Source organism: Acetobacter sp. DmW_125128, from assembly GCF_008704325.1.
GTDB lineage: Bacteria > Pseudomonadota > Alphaproteobacteria > Acetobacterales > Acetobacteraceae > Acetobacter > Acetobacter oryzifermentans.
Window position 1 is genome coordinate 1 of the sequence record NZ_VHOP01000003.1, and the last position, 19889, is coordinate 19889.

Below are 19889 nucleotides of genomic sequence, written 5' to 3' on the forward strand. Positions count from 1 at the left end.
GAGCCAGAGCCAGAGCCAGAGCCAGAGCCAGAGCCAGAGCCAGAAGTGGTTGCTGAGAATGTTGAGGGTGCTGCAGATCTATCACCAGAAATGGAAGATGCAGTGGTGACATTTGCATCTATTGAGCCGCATCCGCATATGACAGAACTGGTGGAACAGAACCGTCAGCTACGTCAGGATCTGGCAGATGTGCTGGTGGAGCTAGAAGAGTTCCGTAAAAAGCTGGTTTCTTAAAAAATTGTGTCAGGGGTGGGTTGTGTTGCAGAAAACCTCCTGCTAAACACCACTCCACACTTAACGGGCAGTAGCGCAGTCTGGTAGCGCATCAGTCTGGGGGACTGGGGGTCGTGGGTTCGAATCCCGCCTGCCCGATATTTTCTCTGAAAAATCAGTGTTGCAGAACAACCCAAAAGCCTAACTGGCTTTTGGGTTGTTTCCGTATGCCCACCGGCACCACAGCAGATTAAGTGCAGCCATAGCCGCAGGCCCAACAAACAGGCCAATCAGCCCCCATGTTTCTGCGCCGCCCAGAATACCCAATAGCACCCAAAGGAAAGGCAGCTTGGTGCTGCCGCCAATAAGGGCAGGGCGGATAAAGTGGTCAGCGGTAAAAATAATCACTGCGCCAATGCAAAAAGTTGTAATGGCGGCAACAGAGCTACCCTGCACCAGAATGAGCAGAGAGACCAAGCCGACAGCTATCATGGCGCAAAAAGGAATCATGGCTGCCACGGCCGTAATCACACCAAATAAAGCAGGGTGGGGGGCATGGGCAAATACATAGATAATGCCAAGCAGCAAGCCTTCCCCAATACCTACCAGCACCAGCCCTTGAACAGAGCCGTGAATGGAAGCAACAATCTGGCGCCCGATGCTTTCTCCGCGTTTACCAAAAGCGCGGCATGAAACCACGCGGCACTGGCGGATAACGGAAAGCCCATCTTTATACAGAAAAAACAAGGTTAGGATGGAAAAGCAGAACAATGTGGCGCGATGCGCAACCTGCGAACCCACGGCGCGTGTAACAGCCACACCCTTGCTATCCAGATTACCCAGCATGCCAGAAAGATCACGCGGGTCTGAAAGATGCGCCTCCCACCATTTGCTTATCGCGGCACTTCCAAAAGGTAGGCGATGAATAGCATCGGGCACAGGCACACCATATTCGCGCGCATGAGATAGCCATTCCAGTGCGCTCTGGGCTTCTCCCACAGCTTCCAGCGTTACAAGAGTAAGCGGAATAACAAATAGCAATGCCATGGCTGCCGTAAATAACAAGGGCAGAAGCGTGCCAGAGGCTGCATGAGGCCATTTATTACAAGCGCGCGTATAAAGAGGCCATGTGGCAATGGCAAAAACACTTCCCCATGCCAATGCGGGCAAAAAGCCTTGGATAGTGTAAACGGCTACTCCCACAATAAACAGCGCCAGAACTGTACGCGCCATTTCCTGCCCCCGACGAGAACGCTGGCTTGGTTTGATAAAAGAGCAGCGCGGTGAATCCGGAAGAAATTGTGATGGCAATGAATCGGGCATATTCTGGTGTGTTCTCCCAGGGGTTCCGCAATAACATTTTATCTTCAGCATATTTTGTATGCTGGGGGCGAGCATAAGCTTTGTTATCAGACCATATCGCGGTATGGCGGCGCTGCCTATGCCATAACCAGATATGCCGCATAAGGATCATATTTCCGTATCTTTTTCTGACACTTTCGTTAGTGTCGCGCAGTTTCCTGCGGCGTAGTAAGAACTGATCCTGTCATGCTTAAAAATTTCCTTACCGTTGGCGGCTGGACAATGCTCAGCCGTGTTCTTGGCCTTGTTCGGGATCAGCTTCTGGCAGCTTTTATGGGTGCAGGGGCATTGCAGGATGCCTATCAGGTGGCATTTCGTCTGCCTAACATGTTCCGGCGCTTGTTTGGAGAGGGTGCATTTAACGCAGCCTTTGTGCCTTTGTTTTCTTCTGTAATGACGCGAGAAGGCAAAGAGGAAGCACAGCTTTTTGCACGCAGGGCCTTGGGCGTTATGCTGGTCTGGCTGGTATTTTTATGCGTGCTGGGCGAAATTTTTATGCCGCAGGTACTTAAGGTTATCGCTCCCGGCTTTTTACAAAGTGGGGATAGATACGCTCTAGCCGTCAGCCTGAGCCGTATTACCTTTCCTTATCTGGTGTTGATTTGCGCGGCAGCGCTGCTGGCCGGTGTTCTTAATGGTTTGCACCGGTTCGGTGTGGCCTCGGCGGCTTATCTGGCTTTCAACGTAGTGGGTATTGCAGCCATTCTGCTGGCTTCACCCTTTTTGCCGAATGTTGCTTACGCTGCGGCATGGGGGGTAACGGCATCTGGCGTTGCACAACTGGGGCTGCTGTTCTGGGCGTGTGAGCGTGCGCATTTTGGCCTAATGCCTTTGTGGCCAGCCCTTACGCCCCGTATCCGCCTGTTGCTGCGCCGTATGGTGCCGGGGCTGATCGGCAGTGGTGTTGGGCAGATTAACCTTACTATTGATACCATTATTGGCACACTGCTTCCGGCAGGCAGTGTTTCCCTTATGTATTTTGCGGACCGGATTAACCAGTTGCCTTTGGGGGTTTTGGGGGCGGCGGCTGGCACCACGCTTTTGCCTGTGCTCACGCGCCATTTAGCAGCAGGAGAAACAGATGCAGCGCACGCAGCGCAAAACCGGTCTATTGAATATGTTCTGCTGCTCACACTTCCGGCTGTAGCTGGCTTGCTGGTATTGGCAGGGCCGATCATGATTGTTCTGTTCGGCCACGGATCTTTCACCGAGCATGATGCGCTGCTTTCAGCGCAATCCTTGCGGGCTTATGCTATTGGCTTGCCCGCTTTTGTGCTTGTGAAAGTTCTCTCTCCAGCATTTTTTGCACGCGGGGATACGCGCACACCGGTTTACATCGGTGTTGGTGTGCTGCTGCTTAATTTTGTGCTTAATCTACTGTTCATGAAGCCTCTGGTTCATATGGGGCCACCTTTGGCCAGTAGTTTGGCCGCTGTTATAAATGTGGCTGTGCTGGCTTTTTTACTTCGGCAAAAAAATGCGCTGTTGCTTGCTCCGGAACTATTGGGTGGCATTGCTCGGGTTGGCCTAGGGGCGGCTGTTATGGCGCTGCTGCTTGTTGGCGTAGAAACCTTGCTGCCGCTGCCCACACATTTTCTTATGCGGTTAATATGGCTGACCGTTATGGTAGGGGCCGGGGGCATATTTTATGCCGGTATGTTGCACATGCTGGGCGTTATAGACTTGGCAGATGTGCTGGCGGGGCTGCGCAGGCGCTTAAACCGTAAGCGCGGCTAACGGGCATAAAAAACAAAGGGAGCCGGGGATGGTTGAGATTGTACTGGCGCACCAGGTGGATCTGGCAACATGGCGGGCCGCTACACGCCATTATGTGCAAAAGCAGGTGCTCCCCGAAAGCATAACCTGGCGTGTAGCGGGCAAAGGGCAAACACCTTGGGTGCTGGAAGCGCTAGATTCCACCGATAATGACGCGCCTCTTAACCTTCCGCGTAAGTTGGTAACTGCCGTGTTGGAAGCATTGCAGGCGCATCATCCAGGGCGTTTTGAGCTTTTATATCGTGTTGTTTACCGCTTCACGCATGGCTTGCTGGATATGGAAAATTTACGGGAAGATCCGGATATCCAGCAGCTTCGAGAGCTTGTGCAGAGCGTTAAGCAAGAAACGGAGCAGTTTCGCCTAGCTTTTTCGACATTCAGTAATCAACACCAAAGTAAAAGCCTGCAATACACACCGCAGAACTACATTGTGGAAGCAAATGGACGCTTCTGCATAGAGCGCAATGCCCAACCATGGGAGGTTATGACACCTTATCGGCGGATGTGGTGGGATGGAAACCAACTGCATTTTGCCGTAGGTGAGGCTGAGGCCGCGCATGTTTCTGCGGATATGTGGCAGGCAGACGGGCAGGGCATGTGGCAGGGGTATCCCAACACAGTGCTGGTGCCTACGTTAGAGGATGTTGCACAGGCGGCTTCTCTCACGTCTTTGTCTGCAGAGGCCATGGACTGTAGAGCTTGTTCTTTATGGCAACCTGCCAAGCGCACGGTTTTTGGAGAAGGCGTAGAAAATACGCCTCTGATGTTTGTTGGGGAACAGCCGGGAGATCAGGAAGATCTGGCAGGCCGTCCATTTGTTGGGCCAGCAGGGCAGGTGTTTGATAAGGCGCTGGAAGAAGCAGGTATTTTACGGAATCACATTTACGTGACAAATGCTGTAAAGCACTTCCGCTTTACATGGAGAAACACCAGGCGCCTGCATCAGAAGCCAGATCAGGAGTCTGTCGAGGCCTGCCGAATCTGGTTGGATGCAGAGCGTAGGCTAGTACAACCCAAGCTGATTGTTATGTTAGGTGTTACGGCAGCGCAGAGTCTTCTCAAGCGGCCTGTTACCATCTCGCGCGAGCGCTCTCGCATCTTCCAGTTGAATGAGCAGTGCTCGGGGTTGGTCACGGTGCACCCGTCTTACTTGCTGCGCCTGCCGAATGAAGAGGCCAAAGCGCGGGAATATGCACGCTTTGTAGAAGACTTACGCCTGGCACATAGTTTTATAACGCAGCAGTCAGACTGAGGAGCGTGAGCGTTTGCTACCACTAACAGGCTTGTTCAGGCGCTGGTGTAGCTCTTTGCCCGTTTTAAAGAAGGGAACGAGCTTTTTGCCAACCTGAACCTGCACCCCTGTTTTTGGGTTGCGGCCAACGCGTGGGTCACGCTCTTTTACAGAAAATGCACCAAACCCACGTAATTCTACGCGACTGCCTTCCGCAAGGCTGCTGGTAATGGTGCCAAATACAATATTTACAAGTCGTGTTGCTTCTTTCAGCTGAAGATGCGGATTTTTTTGCATCAGGGCTGTAATCAGCTCGGATCTGGTCATCTTAAGTTCTCCCACCCGGCTGTTGTGTGTACAATAATTATACTCAGAACATTCCGTAATGATGAAGAAGACGTCAAGATAGAAAAGTCTGACGGTATGAACCAGAGAAATACCGCCAGACCTTTTTAGTCGTCAGTTCCTACAAATTTATGCTGTAGGAGACTTCTTGCGGCGGCCACGGCCACCCTGTTCTTCTTCATCCCCAGCGGCATGAATTTTACGGCCAAGGCCAATTTCACGAGCCAGAGTAGAGCGGCGCTCTGCGTAGTTAGGGGCTACCATCGGGTAGTCTGCGGGCAGGCCCCAACGTTCACGGTATTGTTCAGGTGTCATGCCATAAGCGCTCTGTAGGTGGCGCTTCAGCATCTTCAGCTTTTTCCCGTCTTCCAGACAGATAATGTAATCCGGGAATACCGAGCGCTTTACTGGCACTGCTGGCTGAAGTTTTTCCGGCTCATTCTGCGGATGTTCAGCGGTTTTCAGTGCCTGATAAATATCACGGATCATGCCCGGGATAAGTGCAGGGTCTGTCTGGTTATTGGAGACGTGTGCGGAAACGATCTCTGATACCAGATCAAGAAGGGGAGAGTAGTCCTGGTTCTCACTCATGATAAATCCAATAGGAATTTGGTGTGAATATCTGCACTCCATACTCCTTTAACTGTAGTTTGTGAATGGTGAACTCACAATTTCAGCGCATAATTGTCCATAAAAGAACATTATTGGAAGCAATGCAGAAAGTTTTGCTCATTTCAAATAATAAACAAACGGTAATATTTCGGCTCTCTGTAATCGTGTGTTCGGGTTTATTGTTCTGCTTAGGGCTGTGTGCTCGTTTTATGTAAACGCAGAAACATCACTTAAGGTTGCAAGAAATATCCAGTGCCATGATTTTCTAAAATGTTTGGTTTTTACATAAGCTCAAAGTAAAATATTATGATGGAAGACAGATGCAGCAAAAATTACACATATTTATCAGAAAAAATTAAGAATAAGAGCTACTGGAATATTTCTGTTGAGAGGGACGGTGGTATTTGAAAATAAAAAAGCCCGCCCCCTAAAAATGGGGGCAGGCTTTTTATTGTGAGATATTTGGTAATGCGAGAATATTTACCGAATACCTAATTCACTCATAAGAAAATCACGGAAAACAGCTACGCGTTTAGAGCTGCGCAGTTCTTCCGGATAAACAAAATAAGCATCTACAGTTGGAGTGGTAATTTCCGGCAGGATCTGAACCAGATCTGGAAATTCTTTTGCTGCGTAAGTTGGAATGGACCCAATGCCCAAGCCCGCAGCAATAGCAGAGGCCATAGCAGCCATGCTGTTAACTTCTAGCCGAGCAATTTGCGTGCTGCCATCGTTGCGGCAGGCTTGGGCCAGCCAGTTAACATGCGCAACCGGAGGATGGTGTTCACCAAACAGCACCAATTGATGTTCTTTGATTTCCTCCAGAGATTTTGGCATGCCGTATTTCTCAATATAGAGAGGGGCAGCAAAAATTGGCAGGCTAAAATCCGCCAGATGGCGTTGGATCAGGTCTGGCTGTCTGGGTGCATGCATACGCACCGCCACGTCAGCCTCCCGCATGCCTAAATCAAGATCATTATCTTCCAAAATCAGGCAGATATCTATTTCTGGGTTATCTGCCATAAAGCGATGAAGCCGCGGCATAAGCCAACAGTTACCAAAGCCGGTGGTTGTGGTTACGCGCAGCCGCCCGGCTGCCTTTTCCTTACTTTCTGTCAGCAGTGTTTGCGTCATTTCCAGTTTGGAAAAGACTTCGCGCACGGTTTTATGAAGTGTTTCACCCTGTTCCGTTAGGATCAGGCCGCGGGCGTGCCGATGAAAGAGAGGAACCTGAAGGACGTCTTCCAGCGCAGAAATCTGCCGTGATACGGCAGATTGGCTGAGGTTGAGCACATCCCCCGCGTGGGTAAAGGAACCGGCTTCTGCCACTGCATGGAAAACCCGGAGTTTGTCCCAGTCCACGCATGCCTCCTGCAAATTGAATGAAGTTACAAAAACACAGCCGTGTTTTATGCGGTGTATTACGTGCAGGAATTGGCTCCCTTGGTCAAGGGATGAAGCCGTTTTCTGTTAAGTTATCAGGCTAAACCAGCAAGATAGCGTTCTGCATCCAGCGCTGCCATGCAGCCAGTTCCTGCGGCTGTTACGGCTTGGCGATATGTTTTGTCCTGCACATCCCCCGCAGCAAAGACTCCGGGTACAGAAGTGCGTGTGGTGCCGGGTGAAGTTTCAATATACCCTTCAGCATCCAGCGTAAGCTGATCACGGAAGATAGCTGTGTTGGGGGCATGGCCGATTGCAATAAATACGCCATCGGTGGGGATGGTCTGTTCGCTTTCATCTTGCGTATTTTTCAGTCGGACACCACACACTGTTTCAGGCGAGCCATCAGACAGAATGTCTTCCACAACACTGTTCCAGATAACGGAAACCTTGGGGTTTGCGAAAAGCCGGTCTTGCAGAATTTTTTCAGACCGCAAGCTATCGCGCCGGTGAACCAAGGTAACATGCGCAGCATGGTGGGTGAGATACAGGGCTTCCTCAACAGCAGTATTGCCGCCGCCTACAACCACCACATTTTTCCCGCGGTAGAAAAAGCCATCACACGTAGCGCAAGCAGAAACACCAGCACCTTGTAGGCGTTTCTCGCTTGGTAGGCCTAGCCAGCGAGCCTGTGCACCTGTGGCAACAATAACTGAACGCGCTTTGTAAATGGTGCCCGAATCGCCTGTGAGCAGGAATGGTGAGCCCGCTTTGAAATCAACAGATGTAATAATGTCGTATTCAATACGTGTGCCCACATTCTGCGCTTGTTCAGCCATTTGTTCCATCAGCCACGGGCCTTGGATGGCTGTGGCAAAACCGGGGTAGTTTTCAACTTCCGTTGTAATGGTGAGCTGGCCACCTGGTTGCAGCCCGGCAACCAGAACAGGAGAAAGGTTGGCGCGTGCCGCATAGATAGCAGCAGTATACCCGGCCGGTCCTGCGCCAATAACGAGCAGATCAGTTGTAATGGTTTCAGCCATATTGGCAGCGCTCCCGCATATGGAAATCAGGCATACAGGCCGCTATTGTGGAAGCAGCCTGCATATAACTGTTGGAAGCATATGGCTGCCACATGGGTTTTGGGCAAGGGTGTGCCTCTTTAGGTGTTTGCCGCCAGATGTGGTGCGTGGCATATACTCGCCCGAGTTGAATTGGGGTGCATGCCTCTTGTGCAGGATGGATCAGGAAACGTGACAGATCTGGACGCAGTTGATCTTCGCATTGTGGCAGAGCTTCAGAATGATGGCCGCATGACCAATGTGGAACTGGCCCGCCGTGTCGGTATTTCAGCGCCTCCGTGCCTGCGTCGTGTCCGGCGTTTGGAAGAAGAACGCATTATCCGTGGCTATCATGCAGAGCCTAATGCTGCCGCTTTGGGCTGGCCCATTACCTTTTTTGCGTTGATCGGGCTGGAAAGCCAAAAAGAGGCCATTCTGTGCAGTTTTGAGCAGCAACTGGCCCAATGGCCAGAAGTGCGCGAATGCCACATGATCCGTGGGGGAGGCGATTTTCTGGTTCGTTTGATTGCGCGTGATGCCGCGCATGAAAACCTGCTGACCCGCCAACTCACAGAGGCCCAGCACGTGATACGTGTGCAAACTTTGCAAACCATCCGGACAAGTCTGGAGCGCTGGGGGGTGCCGGTGCAGGTTGAGGAGGAAGGGCAGACCCCGTGACAGACCATCAAACGGTTTCAACAGAAACCGTTGCAAGAGGGCCGGATATTAGCGTGGTTGTGCCATGCTATAACGAATCGGAAAATGTGGCGCCTCTTGTCAAAGCTCTGGAACAGGCGCTGGCGGGCAGGCGGTGGGAAGTTATCTTTGTAGATGATAATTCGCCCGATCATACAAGCCAGCGTGTGAGAGATCTGGCGCGAAATAATGCCCGTGTGCGTGGTATCTGCCGCATAGGGCGGCGGGGCCTTTCATCAGCAGTTATTGAAGGTGCGCTATCTTCTTCCGCGCAGGTGGTGGCGGTGATGGATGGAGATCTTCAGCATGACGAATCACGCCTTGGCGCGCTGATAGATGCCGTTCTGAACAATACATGTGATGTTGCAGTTGGGAGTCGGCATGTAGAGGGTGGCAATAATGCGGGTTTGGCTAATGCGTGGCGGCATGCGCTCTCTGATGGGGGCATTTGGCTTGCGCAACGCTTTTTGCCAGTAAAGCTGACAGACCCGATGAGCGGTTTTTTTGCGTTAAGGCAAGAAACATTCGCCGCAATTGCCCCGCGTTTATCTGGTACTGGTTTTAAAATTTTACTGGATTTGTTGCTTTCTGCCGCCAAGCCCTTGCGCGTGCAGGAGGTGCCTTGTGGGTTCCGTCCACGTGTGGCGGGGGAAAGTAAGCTGGATGCATTGGTTATGCTCCAGTTTGGCGCACTTCTTTTAGATAAATTCGCCAAAGGCTGGGTGCCTTTGCGGTTTGTTGCCTTTTGTATGGTCGGGCTGGCGGGCGTTGGCACAAATCTTGCCGTTATGCAGTGCGCTCGGCTTGTGGGGGCGCATTTTTCTATGGCGCAGGCCATTGGCACTGTTGCCGCCATGATTCTGAATTTCTTTTTGGATAACAACTTCACGTATCGTGACAGGCGCTTGCGTGGGTGGGCGTGTATGCGCGGGCTTGTTCTTTTCATGCTGGTGTGTTCGGTGGGGGCATTGGCGGATGTGGGTATTGCCCGGATGATTTACGGCCAGAATCATATGCCGAATGAGGCAAGCTTGGCTGGTGCTATTCTTGCCGTGGTGTGGAATTACGCCATGTCTTCAACTGTTGTCTGGCGCTCGTGACTGCAAAAATTTCAAACCACAATCGTGGTGTATGGATGTGCCTGGTAGCACTAGGGCTGCTCACATTGTTCCGGCTGATTCTGGCCGCATGGATTCCGCTTTCCCCAGATGAAGCCTATTATCGCCTCTGGGCATTGGCTCCGGCTGCGGGGTATCTTGATCACCCCCCCATGGTGGCGCTGTGGATGCGCATTGGCATGTTTTTTGCGGGTGATACCGCTGAAGGCCTGCGTTTTATGGGGCCAGTTTCTGCGGCTATCGGCACGGTTTTGTTGGTGCAGGCCGCGCAGCAATGGCTGCAATCTCAGAAACTGTTTGCTGTCAGTGTCGGCAACGGGTTTGTAACGGCTCTTAAACCCGGCATTATATTAAACTGCACATTAGCTGTGGGGTTGGGCACTCTGATCATGACACCAGATACCCCTCTGGTGTTTTTTATGGCCCTGCTGCTGTGGAGCGTAAGCAATCTGCTTTCTGGCAGGCATCCAGCATTCTGGTTGCTGGTAGGTCTTTCTGCCGGGTTGGGGTTTGATAGCAAATATACGGCTCTTTTGCCTGTAGCTGGTTTAGGCATGTGGTTGCTGGCAACACGTGCAGGCAGGCAATGGTTACGCACTCCATGGCCTTGGCTTGGTGCTGTAGTGGCAATGGGATGTATGGCGCCGGTGGTTGAGTGGAATGCGACACACCACTGGGTTAGCTTTCTTAAACAAGGAGGCCGAGCAGGGGATTGGCAGCCCACCCGTATGTTCACCTTTATGGGGGAATTGCTGGGCGGTCAGGTTGGTTTGGCATCTCCGTTTATTTTTGTGCTGTTCGCGGTGGCCATAAATTATTTGCTCAGGCTGCGTGATCAATTTGCCCAATTACTGCTCTGCATGGTTTTGTTGCCTGCGGCTGTTTTTTTGCAGCACGCTATAGGTGCGCGCGTGCAGGCAAACTGGCCTGTTGTGCTGTATCCAGCGCTTGCCTTGTCTGTTGTGTGTGTACCGTATCGCTGGTGGAAAGCAGCCTGCGCGCTTGGCGCTGCCATGTTTGTTGTTGTGGTTGTGCAAGCTTTGTGGGCTCCTGCACATTTTTCGCCCCATTTTGATATGACGTTACGGCAAATGGGCGGCTGGCCTGAATTTGTGCAGACCGTAGAAAAGCAGATTCCACCTGATGCCCTGCTGATTGCAGATGAATATGGGCTTGCGGGTGAACTTTCTTTTTATGCCCAGAATCGCAAAGTGCTGGCGGTTGAACCGAGATGGCAGTTTTTTGCGTTCCCACATTCTACATGTGGAGCGGAGGGGTATTTGCTGCGCAGCCACAGGCGGCATGATCAACCTGACCCAGCACTTTTTGATGTTCTCTCTCAATATCCAGACATTTCACGCAGCCGCCGGGGATCTGTGGCCGATAGTTACGCAGTTTATCGTGTAAGATTGCGTTGCTTAGGCGGCGCTACGGTGCGGGAAGACACTGCGGTATTGCCCGCCAATAAGCGTTAGACCCGCGGCCTCTGGTTGAGTGTTGTTTGCACCGGGCAGGCAAGGCAGGATACGCTGCATTCTAGTTTTTATGGCCAAGAATAACAGGAAACATACCTCAATGGCATCATCCTTACAGGTTGCGGTTCAGATGGACCCTCTGGAGCACATTAACATCCATGGGGATTCAACCTTTGCGCTTATGCTGGAAGCTCAGAAACGCGGGCATGCCCTGTATGTGTATGAGGTGAATACGCTGGCATTGGGTGAAGGGGCAGCGGAACCAGAGCAATCTTCCAAAACTCGGGTAACGGCTTTGATGCGGCCTGTGACCGTCCGGCGGGAAGAAGGAAACCACGCCACATTTGGTGCACCAATGCGCCAGTCATTAGGTGATCTGGATGTGGTGCTGATGCGGCAGGATCCGCCTTTTGATATGGCATATATTACAGCTACGCATATGCTGGACCACGTGCATGGTATTGGGCCGGGCAAAGCTTTGGTGGTGAATGACCCGCGCTGGGTGCGTGACAGCCCTGAAAAACTTTTGGTAACCCACTTTCCAGATCTGATGCCGCCAACATTGGTAACATGGGATATCGAACAGATTCGAGCTTTCCGGGCCAAATGGCACGATATTATTGTAAAGCCACTTTTTGGGAATGGCGGGAGCGGCGTTTTCCGTATCCGTGAAGATGACCAGAATTTAAATGCTTTGCTTGAAATGCATTTTGCACGCTCGCGCGAGCCGCTGATGATCCAGCGTTATGAACCCGCTGTAACAGCCGGAGACAAGCGTATTATTCTGGTGGACGGAGAGCCCGTAGGCGCAATTAACCGTGTGCCATCGGGGGAAGATCACCGGTCAAACATGCATGTAGGCGGTGTGGCTAAACAGATCGGGCTGAGTGCGCGTGACCGTGAAATCTGCACGGCTATTGGCCCATTTCTGAAAGAACATGGCCTGATTTTTGTGGGAATAGACGTGATTGGCCAGTATTTAACAGAAATTAACGTCACTTCTCCTACTGGCCTTCAGGAGTTGGAACGTTTTGATGGAATCAATGGCGCAGGCGCAATCTGGAACTGCATCGAGCGTAAACTGCACGCTGCGTGATCTTCAGTCTTTGCTTTTTTCCTGTGCAGGTGGTTCGTCCTGTTTGCTTGCTGCTTCCAGATCAGCCAAGGGCGTGTCCTTCCCAAAGCGGTTGTCTAGCCATTGAAATATCGATTCACGGAAATAGTAGGCACCAATACTGATCCAGACAGCGATGGCGAAGATGGCGAGAAGAAATTCTAACATGGCTCTATATTAACACTATCTATTGCACTGTTGCAGCGTAAAAGGAGTATATGCCCTTACACAAGGGCGCTTTTGTGACGCGTGCCTTGTGCAGAAGAGGAAGACCTTTTGTGGCTCTTGAAGAAATGTCCACCAGCAGGCAGAGAGAGGACATGAGTGACGTTCTCCAAAATTATCCTTCCGGCGGGGGGGATAGTCCCGCGCCTCCTCCTTCCCGTTCGGCACTGGATGCGGAGGCTGTCAAAGCCGCCTATCGTCGGTGGGCAAATGTGTATGATGTTGTTTTTGGCGGCATCTCCCGGTTTGGGCGTTTGCGTGCTGTAGAAGCCGTAAACGGTCTGCCCGGCACGGATGTGCTGGAAGTGGGGGTGGGCACCGGCTTGGCGTTGCCTCATTACCGGGCAGAAAAGCAGATTACCGGCATTGATCTTTCTGCCGATATGCTGGCCAAGGCGCGTGAGCGTGTGCAGCGTGATAAGCTGACAAACGTTAACGGCCTGCTGGAAATGGATGCCGAAGATACGAAGTTTGAAGATTCTTCCTTCGATATCGCTGTGGCCATGTTTGTGGCTTCTGTGGTGCCGCATCCACGCCAGTTGCTGCATGAACTCAAGCGCGTTGTGCGCCCCGGTGGTTATATTCTGTTTGTAAATCATTTTCTGGCTCCCGGTGGCGTCCGTGGTGCTGTCGAACATGCGTTGGGCCGGGCCTCCCACTCCTTGGGGTGGCATCCTGATTTCGCAATGGAATCGTTGTTACCAGCCGAAGATATTCGGCGTGCATTTATTCAGCCTGTTCCGCCATTAGGGCTGTTTACTTTGGTCACCCTAGAAAATCTGCCTGCATAACCTGTGCGCTCCTGCCAAGGCAGGGGCGTTTCTTCTGCGTGGCAGAAAATGGTATTTGCGCGTATGTAACGTAAATACGATGGAACAGTTTTATGCCGTGCCACGCGCCAAGGGCGTAGGGCTGCATGATGCCAGTAAGAAATTGGAAATTGGAGCATGATGGTCGCCCATAACCAGAGCCAACAGAATGAGACATCTGGAGATGGCATGCGTGTTGCCAGAAAAGGGAACGGCACGGGGGCTGCTTACGTGGTGCTGGCTGCTCTGGCGGCATTAGCTGGCGGAGGTGCTTCTACACTTTCTGAAATGGGCATGATGCCAGCAACAGCCGGATGGCATGCTGTTGTGCAGGCCCATCCTGTTCTTATGCTTTTATATGTTGTTGTTCCGGCTTTGCTGGGGGGATTTGGTTCCTTATGGCTGCCGCGTGCCGTGCAGCGTGCGGGCGTATTGCTGCCGCGGTTGAATGATGCTGGTTTTCTGTGTGTCTTTGCTGGAGCCGCGCTGACGGTTACAGGGGCTGAGCTTAAAACCGCTACGTTGCTGTGGTGTGTAGGCACGTTGATGACAAGCATGGCCCTGTTGGCAACTGTGTTTGATAGCCGCGCCGATATGGATGAACGCAAGCCATTCTCTCCTTTTGTGTGGGGAGAAATGCTGGCGGCCGCTGTTATGCTGCTTACGGTGCCTGTTATGGCCGGGCAGATTGTTAAACATTGGCATGATGCAACTGCGGTAAATGTAGAAAGCTTTGCTGGCCCAGTAGGGCTAGTTGTGCTGCTTGCTGGCTTTGGTGTGGTGTTTGAAATTAGTGCCCGCGTTGGCAAGTTTTCTGAAAAACCTGTTGCGTTCATTATGGCTGCCGCCGCTGCTTCTGGCGTTGTGGCATGGACCAAAAGCGTTTTTATGCAGGGCACGGAAAGTGCTGGTGCCATGCAGGTGGGTAGCACCATGCTGGCTCTGTGTTCCTTTGCGGCCACCTGTCTGGCTGTATTGTGGCTGGCAGGTGCATGGAATGCCCGTGCCACACTTCGTGTACCTTTGCTGTGGGGCTTGGGTTTTATGAGCGTGGTTTCTGGTGGTTGGCTTGTACAACTTGTGCAGGGGAATGGCCTGCATTCTGCACTTCAGCTTGGCGCCTTGTATGTTGTGTGCGGCGGTTTTTATCTGTGGCGTGGTGAGGAGTGCGGATATTGGTATCCGCAGCTTATGGCGTATCTGCATTTTGCCTGTACTGCTGTAGCTACGGCCTTGGTATTTGTGCCGGGTGCACAAATGGCAAGTGGTGCATTTTTTGGTTTGGCAGCCCTGTGCTTTATTGGAGCTGTGGTGGTGAGCTTTCGGCGTAACCAGCAGGCAACAGCACATTGTGCGGCCATGCCTGTTCAGGTTTCCAAGGGATACCGGGCATGAGTGATAGCGTGGCAACAGCTTCCTTGGAAGCAACAGCGGAACGTCGTCCGCGGTTTAAAGCCGATCAGGTTGGCACCCGTGCGCGAGATTGGATTCAGCTATTAAAGCCACGCGTAATCTCACTGGTTGTTTTTACAGGTGCGGCAGGCATGATTGTCGCGCCCGGCCACATGAATTTTTTTGTGGCGTTGGTGACCATCTTTTGCATCTGTATGGCCTCGGGTGCGGCCGGTGCCATCAATATGTGGTATGATCGCGATATTGATGCCGTAATGCAGCGTACTATCACCCGCCCCATTCCGGGTGGGCGTATTCCAGAAAACGAGGCACTAGCTTACGGGGTAGGGCTTTCCTGCCTTTCCGTGTGTTTGATGTGGATGGCAACCAATACGTTGGCTGCTGGTATTCTGGCGTTTTCTATTTTCTTTTACGCCGTTATTTACACAATGTGGCTCAAGCGCTCCACGCCCCAGAATATTGTTATTGGCGGTGCGGCTGGCGCATTCCCGCCCATGATCGGGTGGGCAGCGGTAACAGGCCATATGGCCGTTCTGCCTGTTGTAATGTTCGGAATTGTCTTTTTCTGGACACCTCCGCATTTTTGGTCGCTCTCTCTGTATGCCTGTAAGGACTACGGGCGCGCAGGTATTCCCATGCTGCCAGTTGTGCGTGGTGCGCGGCATACACGTTGGCAGATCTTTATTTACACACTGGTACTGCTGGCTGTTTCTCTGGTGCCATCCTTTATGCATCTGTGCGGTTGGCTTTATACGGTTACAGCTTTGGTGCTTGGCCTTGGGTTTGTGGCATGTGCGGTGCGCGTGTTGTTGGAACCGCAGGATGCACAGGGTGTAAGCCTAAAAGGGGATAAAGCGGCCCGGATTTCCTTCCGCTTTTCTCTGGCCTACCTGTTCTTTCTTTTTTGTGGTCTGCTGGCAGATCACTTCCTTCAGGCATGGGTGTAAGTGGTATGAATGCACAGCAGGATGGTCTGCTTGAGCAGACAGAAAAGCACAAACGGCAAAAAGAACGTGTGCGCACCATGCTGGGGTTTATGATGGTGCTGGCGGGTATCATGTTCGGGCTAACTTTGGTTCACCCATAAGGTTTAGCTGTTAAAGCCAAACCATACTTTCTCATCCCAGCGCATAGAGCTGCGGTGAGATAAGCTCTTAGCCTTGCTTTTGTGCAGGGTTTTGTGCGTTTAGAAGCGTATCTTTGCTGATATCTATGCCCTGTGTGCGCAAATGGATGAGATCCGCTTCCAGCTCTGTCAGTTTACGTTTCTGCCAGAACAGAAAAAACACACCAAAGCAGATTGCTAACGTAACACTGCATGCAGTCAGAACTTCAAGCAGCAGCATAATAGCATATCCCCCGGTAGGTATCAGGTAGGCAATAAAAAGCCCTGCCCTTTAAGGTTAAAGGGCAGGGCTACAAAATGCCAGTGCTTACTGACGGGTTTGCTGTATGGCGGAAAGAAGCCAACGCCCCCCGCGAGAAGGCCGGGTAAAGGTCCATAGCTCGGTAATGTTCACCGGCTCGGTCGAACTGCCCTGAATAACCTGCCCAGTGGCATTGGTTGTAAGGTCAATCAGGCTGTAGCGCATGGCAACAGTTGCAAAATCCATGCCGTTTTCACGCCATGCTTCTGCCAGATCGCCTTGGATGAAATGCACATCCGAAACAACATTACGGGCCCCTTGGCTGGCAAGGGTAGAAAGCTGCTCGTTAAAGTAAGAGACCATTTCAGGTGTGGCCATTTGCTGCATGGCCGGAATATTCTGCTGGTTCCACGCTGTTTGGATGTCCATTAGCGTTTGCTGGAAAGCCTGATAATCCGCAGTATTAATCTGCAAAGAGGCACTTCCACCACCGGCAGAAGGCATTGCCCCAGGCGTTATACCCGGTGCATTGGCTACCCCGCCTGAACCCATGGCAAAATGGCTGCCACCAGAGCTTTTGTTGCCAGTGAAACGCCGCACCAGCCACATAACAATCATAACCACAAAGGCGATCTGGATCATCAACCCGATCAGGCTGAAGAAGCTGTGCATACCGCCAAAAAAGCCGTGCCCACTCAATAGGCCGAACAAGCCAGCCCCCAAAAACCCACCAGCAAATCCGGTTAGGAATGGGTGCCGAACACCAGACTGAGCAAAGGGCGCCGCCGGACGTGCAAACGGTGCTGTTTGCGGCCCATAGTTAGGGGAAGGCGCGGTGCGCGGCGTAATGGAACGTTCCATTGGGGCCGCACTATAAGGTGCCGTGGGTGTGGGTGGGGGCGCGCTCCATGTTCTGCTGCCACGGCTACCCATAGAGCCACCTTGGCCGGGGCGGGCATCAGCATGCAGGGCCAAAGGCCCGGCAAGAAGGCTGATGCTTAGGAAGGCAGTGAGAACAGGTGCAAAAATGCGGGGTTTCACAGAAAGAATAATCTCCGGCTGAGAGAGGTTATGCCCCGGCAATGCTTAGGGCATCTGTACGTAATGTGGGGGCGTCCGTGCCAAAACGGAAGTCCAGATCATGAGCTAATGTAATGGACGCAAAAATATCCAGAAGGTTGCCTGCCAAGGTGAACTCGGCAGCGGCTTCTGCAATCTTGCCATCGCGAATCATAAACCCAGAAGCGCCACGGCTGTAATCACCGGTAAGGCCATTGATGGAAGATCCCATCATCTCGGTAATATAGAGGCCTTCCTTGATATCCGCCATCAGTTCGGTGGGAGAGAGTGTGCCGGGTTCAAAAAACAGATTGGTGGCAGACGGGCCGGGTGGGCCAGATGTTCCGCGAGAGGCATGGGCATTGCTTTGTAGCCCAAGTTGGCGCGCACTTCGGCTATCCAAAATCCAGCTTTGCAAAGTGCCATTTTCTACCAGATGCAACGGTGCAACTTGCATGCCTTCACCATCAAACGGGCGGGAACGCAGGCCTTTTTTGCGGGTTGGATCATCCGTAATGGTTACGTTTTGGGCAAAAATAGTCTGCTCCAGTTTGTTCTTTAAAAAGGATGTACCACGGGCAATGGCCGTGCCTGTAATGGCTCCTGCAAAGTGCCCCAAAAAGCTATTTGCTACCCGCGGGTGAAACACAACAGGGTAACGGCCAGTACGGGGTTTAATGGGGTTAAGGCGTGCAATGGCTTTTTCACCGGCACTTTTGCCCAGTTCTGCCGCATCTTTCAGATCACGCAGCCATACTGTGCCGTGGTAATCGTAATCACGCTGCATGCTGTCACCAGCACCAGCCAGCACGCATACAGAGTTGGAGTGCTGCGTACGGGTATAGCTTCCGGCAAACCCGGCGGATGTAACCAGATATACTTCTGTGCGCCCACAAGAGGCACTGCTACCGGCGCTGTTGGTCACGCCTTTTATGCCCAGAGCTGCTTCTTCTCCAGAGCGTGCACGGGCCAACAGTTCTTCGGTTGTAGGTTCAGCCGAATCTGCCAATTCCAGATCATTTTGGGTAAAGCGGCCTTGCTGGGCTAGTGGGTTAAGCCCCGCGTATTGATCTTCCGGCAGAACGCGGGCCATGGCCATGGCTTGTTCTATCAGCGCATCAAAGCGCGAAGGTTCCGGCGTGGTGGTAGAAAGAATGGCACTTTTTTTGCCAGCAAAAACACGAAGCCCCAGATCCGTGGTTTCAGATCGTTCCAGCTCTTCTGTCACGCCATTGCGGACACCGGCACCTGCCGCCACGCTGCGGACAAATACGGCATCTGCCGCATCTGCCCCAGCTTTGCGTGCGCGGGCAACCAGATCAGAAATACGGTCTAGGGTTTGTTCCGTCATGCTGCCAGTTTCTCCGTAATGATCTGCAAGGAAGGAATGTGCTCAATCGGGCCAAGTGCCGCAAGCGTGGGTGTGCCCGTAAAGATGCGCGATGCCGCACGGCAAATATCCCCAGCGTTTACAGCCTCAATTTTGCGGACAGTTTCGGCTGTGGGAATAATCCGACCGAAAATCTGCAACTGTCGTGCAATCTGTTCGCATCGGCTGCCGGTACTTTCTAGGGACATCAAAAGCGAGGCCTTAAGCTGTGCCCGTGCGCGCACCAGTTCTTCTTCCGTAACATACCGCTGAATTTTGTTCAGTTCTTCCAGCGTTACGGGCACCAGTTCCGCACATTCCTTGGCGCCTGTGCCTGCGTAAATGCCGAAAATACCACCATCAGTGAACGGTGCATTGAAGGAATAGACCGAGTAAACAAGTCCACGTTTTTCCCGAATTTCCTGAAACAGGCGCGAAGACATGCCACCACCCAACACCGTGGAAAGCAGAAGAGCCGGAAAGTAATCCGGGTCTTCATATCCAAAGGAGGGAAAGCCCAGCACAACATGCGCCTGATCCAGTTCCTTCACCTGGCGGAATTCCCCGCCGCCATAACGAGCAGAGAGTGTTACCGGCGCAGAGGATGAGGACAGGTTGGCAAAATGCTGCTGCACACGCTGCACCACATCTTCATGGTGCAAGTTACCAGCGGCTGCCACAATCATGTTGTCCGTGGTGTAATGCGCTTTCATATAGCGCATCAGGGTTTCGCGGCTCATATCCCGGATCAGGCTTTCCGTGCCCAATGTTGGGCGGCCCATTGGTTGGTCAGGGAAAGCTGTTTCCTGAAAATGATCAAAAATCACATCGTCAGGCGTATCATTTGCCTGTCCGATTTCTTGCAGAATAACCCCGCGTTCGCGCTCCATTTCCGCAGGATCAAACGTGGAGTTGGTGAGGATATCACCAATGATATCAACTCCCAGCCCCAGATTTTCCTTAAGAAGCTTGACGTAATAAACAGTCTGCTCCCGTGCGGTGTAGGCATTGATGTGCCCGCCAACATTCTCGATTTCCTCGGCAATGCGCAGGGCGGAGCGGCTGGTTGTGCCTTTAAAGGCCATGTGTTCCAAAAAGTGAGAAACACCGTTTTCTTCTGCCGTTTCGTGGCGTGTGCCTGTGGCCACATAGGCCCCGAAAGAAACTGTTTCCACCCGTTCCATGCGTTCTGTCACAACAGTTAAGCCGGAGGGCAGGCGGGTAATGTTGATGGGGTCTGTCATTCTTGTCCTGAAAAAGA

General features: G+C 52.3%; 20 protein-coding genes, 1 tRNA gene and 1 pseudogene. 12 read left to right on the plus strand and 10 right to left on the minus strand.

What is annotated here, in order from left to right:
* Positions 1-234: pseudogene (locus FKW19_RS01075) on the plus strand (MerR family transcriptional regulator); the annotation flags it as partial.
* A gap of 64 nt (positions 235-298) precedes the next feature.
* Positions 299-372, plus strand: a tRNA-Pro gene (locus tag FKW19_RS01080).
* A 42-nt stretch (positions 373-414) separates the two neighbouring features.
* Here the strand turns inward: FKW19_RS01080 and FKW19_RS01085 are convergent.
* On the minus strand, positions 415-1587 hold the full coding sequence (locus FKW19_RS01085) for an AI-2E family transporter (RefSeq protein ID WP_063354276.1): 1173 nt from the start codon (positions 1585-1587) through the stop codon (positions 415-417).
* A 174-nt stretch (positions 1588-1761) separates the two neighbouring features.
* Here FKW19_RS01085 and murJ point away from each other — a divergent pair, with 174 nt between their 5' ends.
* A complete protein-coding gene (gene murJ, locus FKW19_RS01090; protein WP_089179254.1) occupies positions 1762-3312 on the plus strand; it encodes a murein biosynthesis integral membrane protein MurJ in 1551 nt (516 codons plus the stop codon).
* A gap of 28 nt (positions 3313-3340) precedes the next feature.
* Positions 3341-4603: a UdgX family uracil-DNA binding protein gene (locus tag FKW19_RS01095; RefSeq protein WP_089179253.1), complete on the plus strand. Its 1263-nt coding sequence runs from the start codon at positions 3341-3343 to the stop codon at positions 4601-4603.
* On the opposite strand, the gene FKW19_RS01100 is transcribed toward FKW19_RS01095, so the two are convergent.
* The 4 genes from FKW19_RS01100 to trxB all read right to left on the minus strand — a co-directional run bounded on the left by FKW19_RS01100 (position 4595) and on the right by trxB (position 7965).
* Positions 4595-4909, minus strand: coding sequence for an integration host factor subunit beta (locus tag FKW19_RS01100; RefSeq protein ID WP_035352595.1), 315 nt, complete (start codon positions 4907-4909; stop codon positions 4595-4597). The genes FKW19_RS01095 and FKW19_RS01100 overlap by 9 nt on opposite strands.
* 147 nt (positions 4910-5056) lie before the next feature.
* Positions 5057-5560, minus strand: coding sequence for a MucR family transcriptional regulator (locus FKW19_RS01105; protein WP_006116515.1), 504 nt, complete (start codon positions 5558-5560; stop codon positions 5057-5059).
* A 459-nt stretch (positions 5561-6019) separates the two neighbouring features.
* The gene (locus FKW19_RS01110; protein ID WP_035352600.1) at positions 6020-6901 is read right to left on the minus strand and encodes a LysR family transcriptional regulator; all 882 of its coding nucleotides are present in this window, start codon (positions 6899-6901) and stop codon (positions 6020-6022) included.
* A gap of 116 nt (positions 6902-7017) precedes the next feature.
* Positions 7018-7965, minus strand: coding sequence for a thioredoxin-disulfide reductase (gene trxB, locus FKW19_RS01115; protein WP_089179251.1), 948 nt, complete (start codon positions 7963-7965; stop codon positions 7018-7020).
* 180 nt (positions 7966-8145) lie between these two features.
* Here trxB and FKW19_RS01120 point away from each other — a divergent pair, with 180 nt between their 5' ends.
* The 4 genes from FKW19_RS01120 to gshB all read left to right on the plus strand — a co-directional run bounded on the left by FKW19_RS01120 (position 8146) and on the right by gshB (position 12368).
* Entirely contained in the window at positions 8146-8661 is a 516-nt protein-coding gene (locus FKW19_RS01120) for an Lrp/AsnC family transcriptional regulator (protein WP_035352683.1), read from the plus strand.
* Positions 8658-9779 (plus strand): glycosyltransferase family 2 protein, encoded by a 1122-nt coding sequence (locus FKW19_RS01125; RefSeq protein WP_089179250.1) that lies wholly within the window; start codon positions 8658-8660, stop codon positions 9777-9779. The genes FKW19_RS01120 and FKW19_RS01125 overlap by 4 nt, the downstream gene beginning before the upstream one ends.
* A 35-nt stretch (positions 9780-9814) precedes the next feature.
* The gene (locus tag FKW19_RS01130) at positions 9815-11272 is read left to right on the plus strand and encodes an ArnT family glycosyltransferase (protein WP_370512889.1); all 1458 of its coding nucleotides are present in this window, start codon (positions 9815-9817) and stop codon (positions 11270-11272) included.
* Positions 11273-11372: 100 nt separating this feature from the next.
* Positions 11373-12368 (plus strand): glutathione synthase, encoded by a 996-nt coding sequence (gene gshB / locus FKW19_RS01135; protein WP_089179248.1) that lies wholly within the window; start codon positions 11373-11375, stop codon positions 12366-12368.
* A 3-nt stretch (positions 12369-12371) separates the two neighbouring features.
* Here the strand turns inward: gshB and FKW19_RS01140 are convergent, their stop codons facing one another.
* A complete protein-coding gene (locus tag FKW19_RS01140; protein ID WP_006116521.1) occupies positions 12372-12554 on the minus strand; it encodes a hypothetical protein in 183 nt (60 codons plus the stop codon).
* 50 nt (positions 12555-12604) lie between these two features.
* Between FKW19_RS01140 and FKW19_RS01145 the strand changes: the two genes are divergently transcribed.
* The 4 genes from FKW19_RS01145 (at position 12605) to FKW19_RS15920 (ending at position 15920) form a co-directional block, all read left to right on the plus strand.
* On the plus strand, positions 12605-13402 hold the full coding sequence (locus FKW19_RS01145; protein ID WP_006116522.1) for a class I SAM-dependent methyltransferase: 798 nt from the start codon (positions 12605-12607) through the stop codon (positions 13400-13402).
* 156 nt (positions 13403-13558) lie between these two features.
* Positions 13559-14815, plus strand: coding sequence for a cbb3-type cytochrome c oxidase subunit I (locus tag FKW19_RS01150; protein ID WP_089179246.1), 1257 nt, complete (start codon positions 13559-13561; stop codon positions 14813-14815).
* Positions 14812-15780, plus strand: coding sequence for a heme o synthase (locus tag FKW19_RS01155; RefSeq protein WP_089179245.1), 969 nt, complete (start codon positions 14812-14814; stop codon positions 15778-15780). Before FKW19_RS01150 ends, FKW19_RS01155 begins: the two co-directional genes overlap by 4 nt.
* Positions 15781-15785: 5 nt before the next feature.
* Positions 15786-15920: a hypothetical protein gene (locus tag FKW19_RS15920; protein WP_255411703.1), complete on the plus strand. Its 135-nt coding sequence runs from the start codon at positions 15786-15788 to the stop codon at positions 15918-15920.
* A gap of 67 nt (positions 15921-15987) precedes the next feature.
* Here the strand turns inward: FKW19_RS15920 and FKW19_RS01160 are convergent, their stop codons facing one another.
* The 4 genes from FKW19_RS01160 to FKW19_RS01175 all read right to left on the minus strand — a co-directional run bounded on the left by FKW19_RS01160 (position 15988) and on the right by FKW19_RS01175 (position 19872).
* On the minus strand, positions 15988-16179 hold the full coding sequence (locus tag FKW19_RS01160; protein WP_089179244.1) for a hypothetical protein: 192 nt from the start codon (positions 16177-16179) through the stop codon (positions 15988-15990).
* Positions 16180-16266: 87 nt separating this feature from the next.
* Positions 16267-17241 (minus strand): TIM44-like domain-containing protein, encoded by a 975-nt coding sequence (locus tag FKW19_RS01165; RefSeq protein WP_089179937.1) that lies wholly within the window; start codon positions 17239-17241, stop codon positions 16267-16269.
* A gap of 28 nt (positions 17242-17269) precedes the next feature.
* Entirely contained in the window at positions 17270-18610 is a 1341-nt protein-coding gene (locus FKW19_RS01170; RefSeq protein ID WP_089179243.1) for a TldD/PmbA family protein, read from the minus strand.
* Complete coding sequence (locus FKW19_RS01175; protein WP_035352617.1) at positions 18607-19872, minus strand: pitrilysin family protein; 1266 nt, start codon at positions 19870-19872, stop codon at positions 18607-18609. Before FKW19_RS01175 ends, FKW19_RS01170 begins: the two co-directional genes overlap by 4 nt.
* Between the last annotated feature and the right edge of the window lie 17 nt (positions 19873-19889).

What these genes read in the sequence shown, in the direction of transcription:
- FKW19_RS01150 (WP_089179246.1), top strand. Translation starts at nt 13,559, where the DNA reads ATGATGGTCGCCCATAACCAGAGCCAACAGAATGAGACATCTGGAGAT.
- gshB (WP_089179248.1), top strand. Translation starts at nt 11,373, where the DNA reads ATGGCATCATCCTTACAGGTTGCGGTTCAGATGGACCCTCTGGAGCAC.
- FKW19_RS01100 (WP_035352595.1), bottom strand. Translation starts at nt 4,909, where the DNA reads ATGACCAGATCCGAGCTGATTACAGCCCTGATGCAAAAAAATCCGCAT.
- trxB (WP_089179251.1), bottom strand. Translation starts at nt 7,965, where the DNA reads ATGGCTGAAACCATTACAACTGATCTGCTCGTTATTGGCGCAGGACCG.
- FKW19_RS15920 (WP_255411703.1), top strand. Translation starts at nt 15,786, where the DNA reads ATGAATGCACAGCAGGATGGTCTGCTTGAGCAGACAGAAAAGCACAAA.
- FKW19_RS01175 (WP_035352617.1), bottom strand. Translation starts at nt 19,872, where the DNA reads ATGACAGACCCCATCAACATTACCCGCCTGCCCTCCGGCTTAACTGTT.
- FKW19_RS01095 (WP_089179253.1), top strand. Translation starts at nt 3,341, where the DNA reads ATGGTTGAGATTGTACTGGCGCACCAGGTGGATCTGGCAACATGGCGG.
- FKW19_RS01145 (WP_006116522.1), top strand. Translation starts at nt 12,605, where the DNA reads ATGCCCTTACACAAGGGCGCTTTTGTGACGCGTGCCTTGTGCAGAAGA.
- murJ (WP_089179254.1), top strand. Translation starts at nt 1,762, where the DNA reads ATGCTTAAAAATTTCCTTACCGTTGGCGGCTGGACAATGCTCAGCCGT.
- FKW19_RS01120 (WP_035352683.1), top strand. Translation starts at nt 8,146, where the DNA reads ATGCCTCTTGTGCAGGATGGATCAGGAAACGTGACAGATCTGGACGCA.
- FKW19_RS01140 (WP_006116521.1), bottom strand. Translation starts at nt 12,554, where the DNA reads ATGTTAGAATTTCTTCTCGCCATCTTCGCCATCGCTGTCTGGATCAGT.
- FKW19_RS01170 (WP_089179243.1), bottom strand. Translation starts at nt 18,610, where the DNA reads ATGACGGAACAAACCCTAGACCGTATTTCTGATCTGGTTGCCCGCGCA.
- FKW19_RS01130 (WP_370512889.1), top strand. Translation starts at nt 9,815, where the DNA reads ATGTGCCTGGTAGCACTAGGGCTGCTCACATTGTTCCGGCTGATTCTG.
- FKW19_RS01155 (WP_089179245.1), top strand. Translation starts at nt 14,812, where the DNA reads ATGAGTGATAGCGTGGCAACAGCTTCCTTGGAAGCAACAGCGGAACGT.
- FKW19_RS01160 (WP_089179244.1), bottom strand. Translation starts at nt 16,179, where the DNA reads ATGCTGCTGCTTGAAGTTCTGACTGCATGCAGTGTTACGTTAGCAATC.
- FKW19_RS01105 (WP_006116515.1), bottom strand. Translation starts at nt 5,560, where the DNA reads ATGGAGTGCAGATATTCACACCAAATTCCTATTGGATTTATCATGAGT.
- FKW19_RS01085 (WP_063354276.1), bottom strand. Translation starts at nt 1,587, where the DNA reads ATGCTGAAGATAAAATGTTATTGCGGAACCCCTGGGAGAACACACCAG.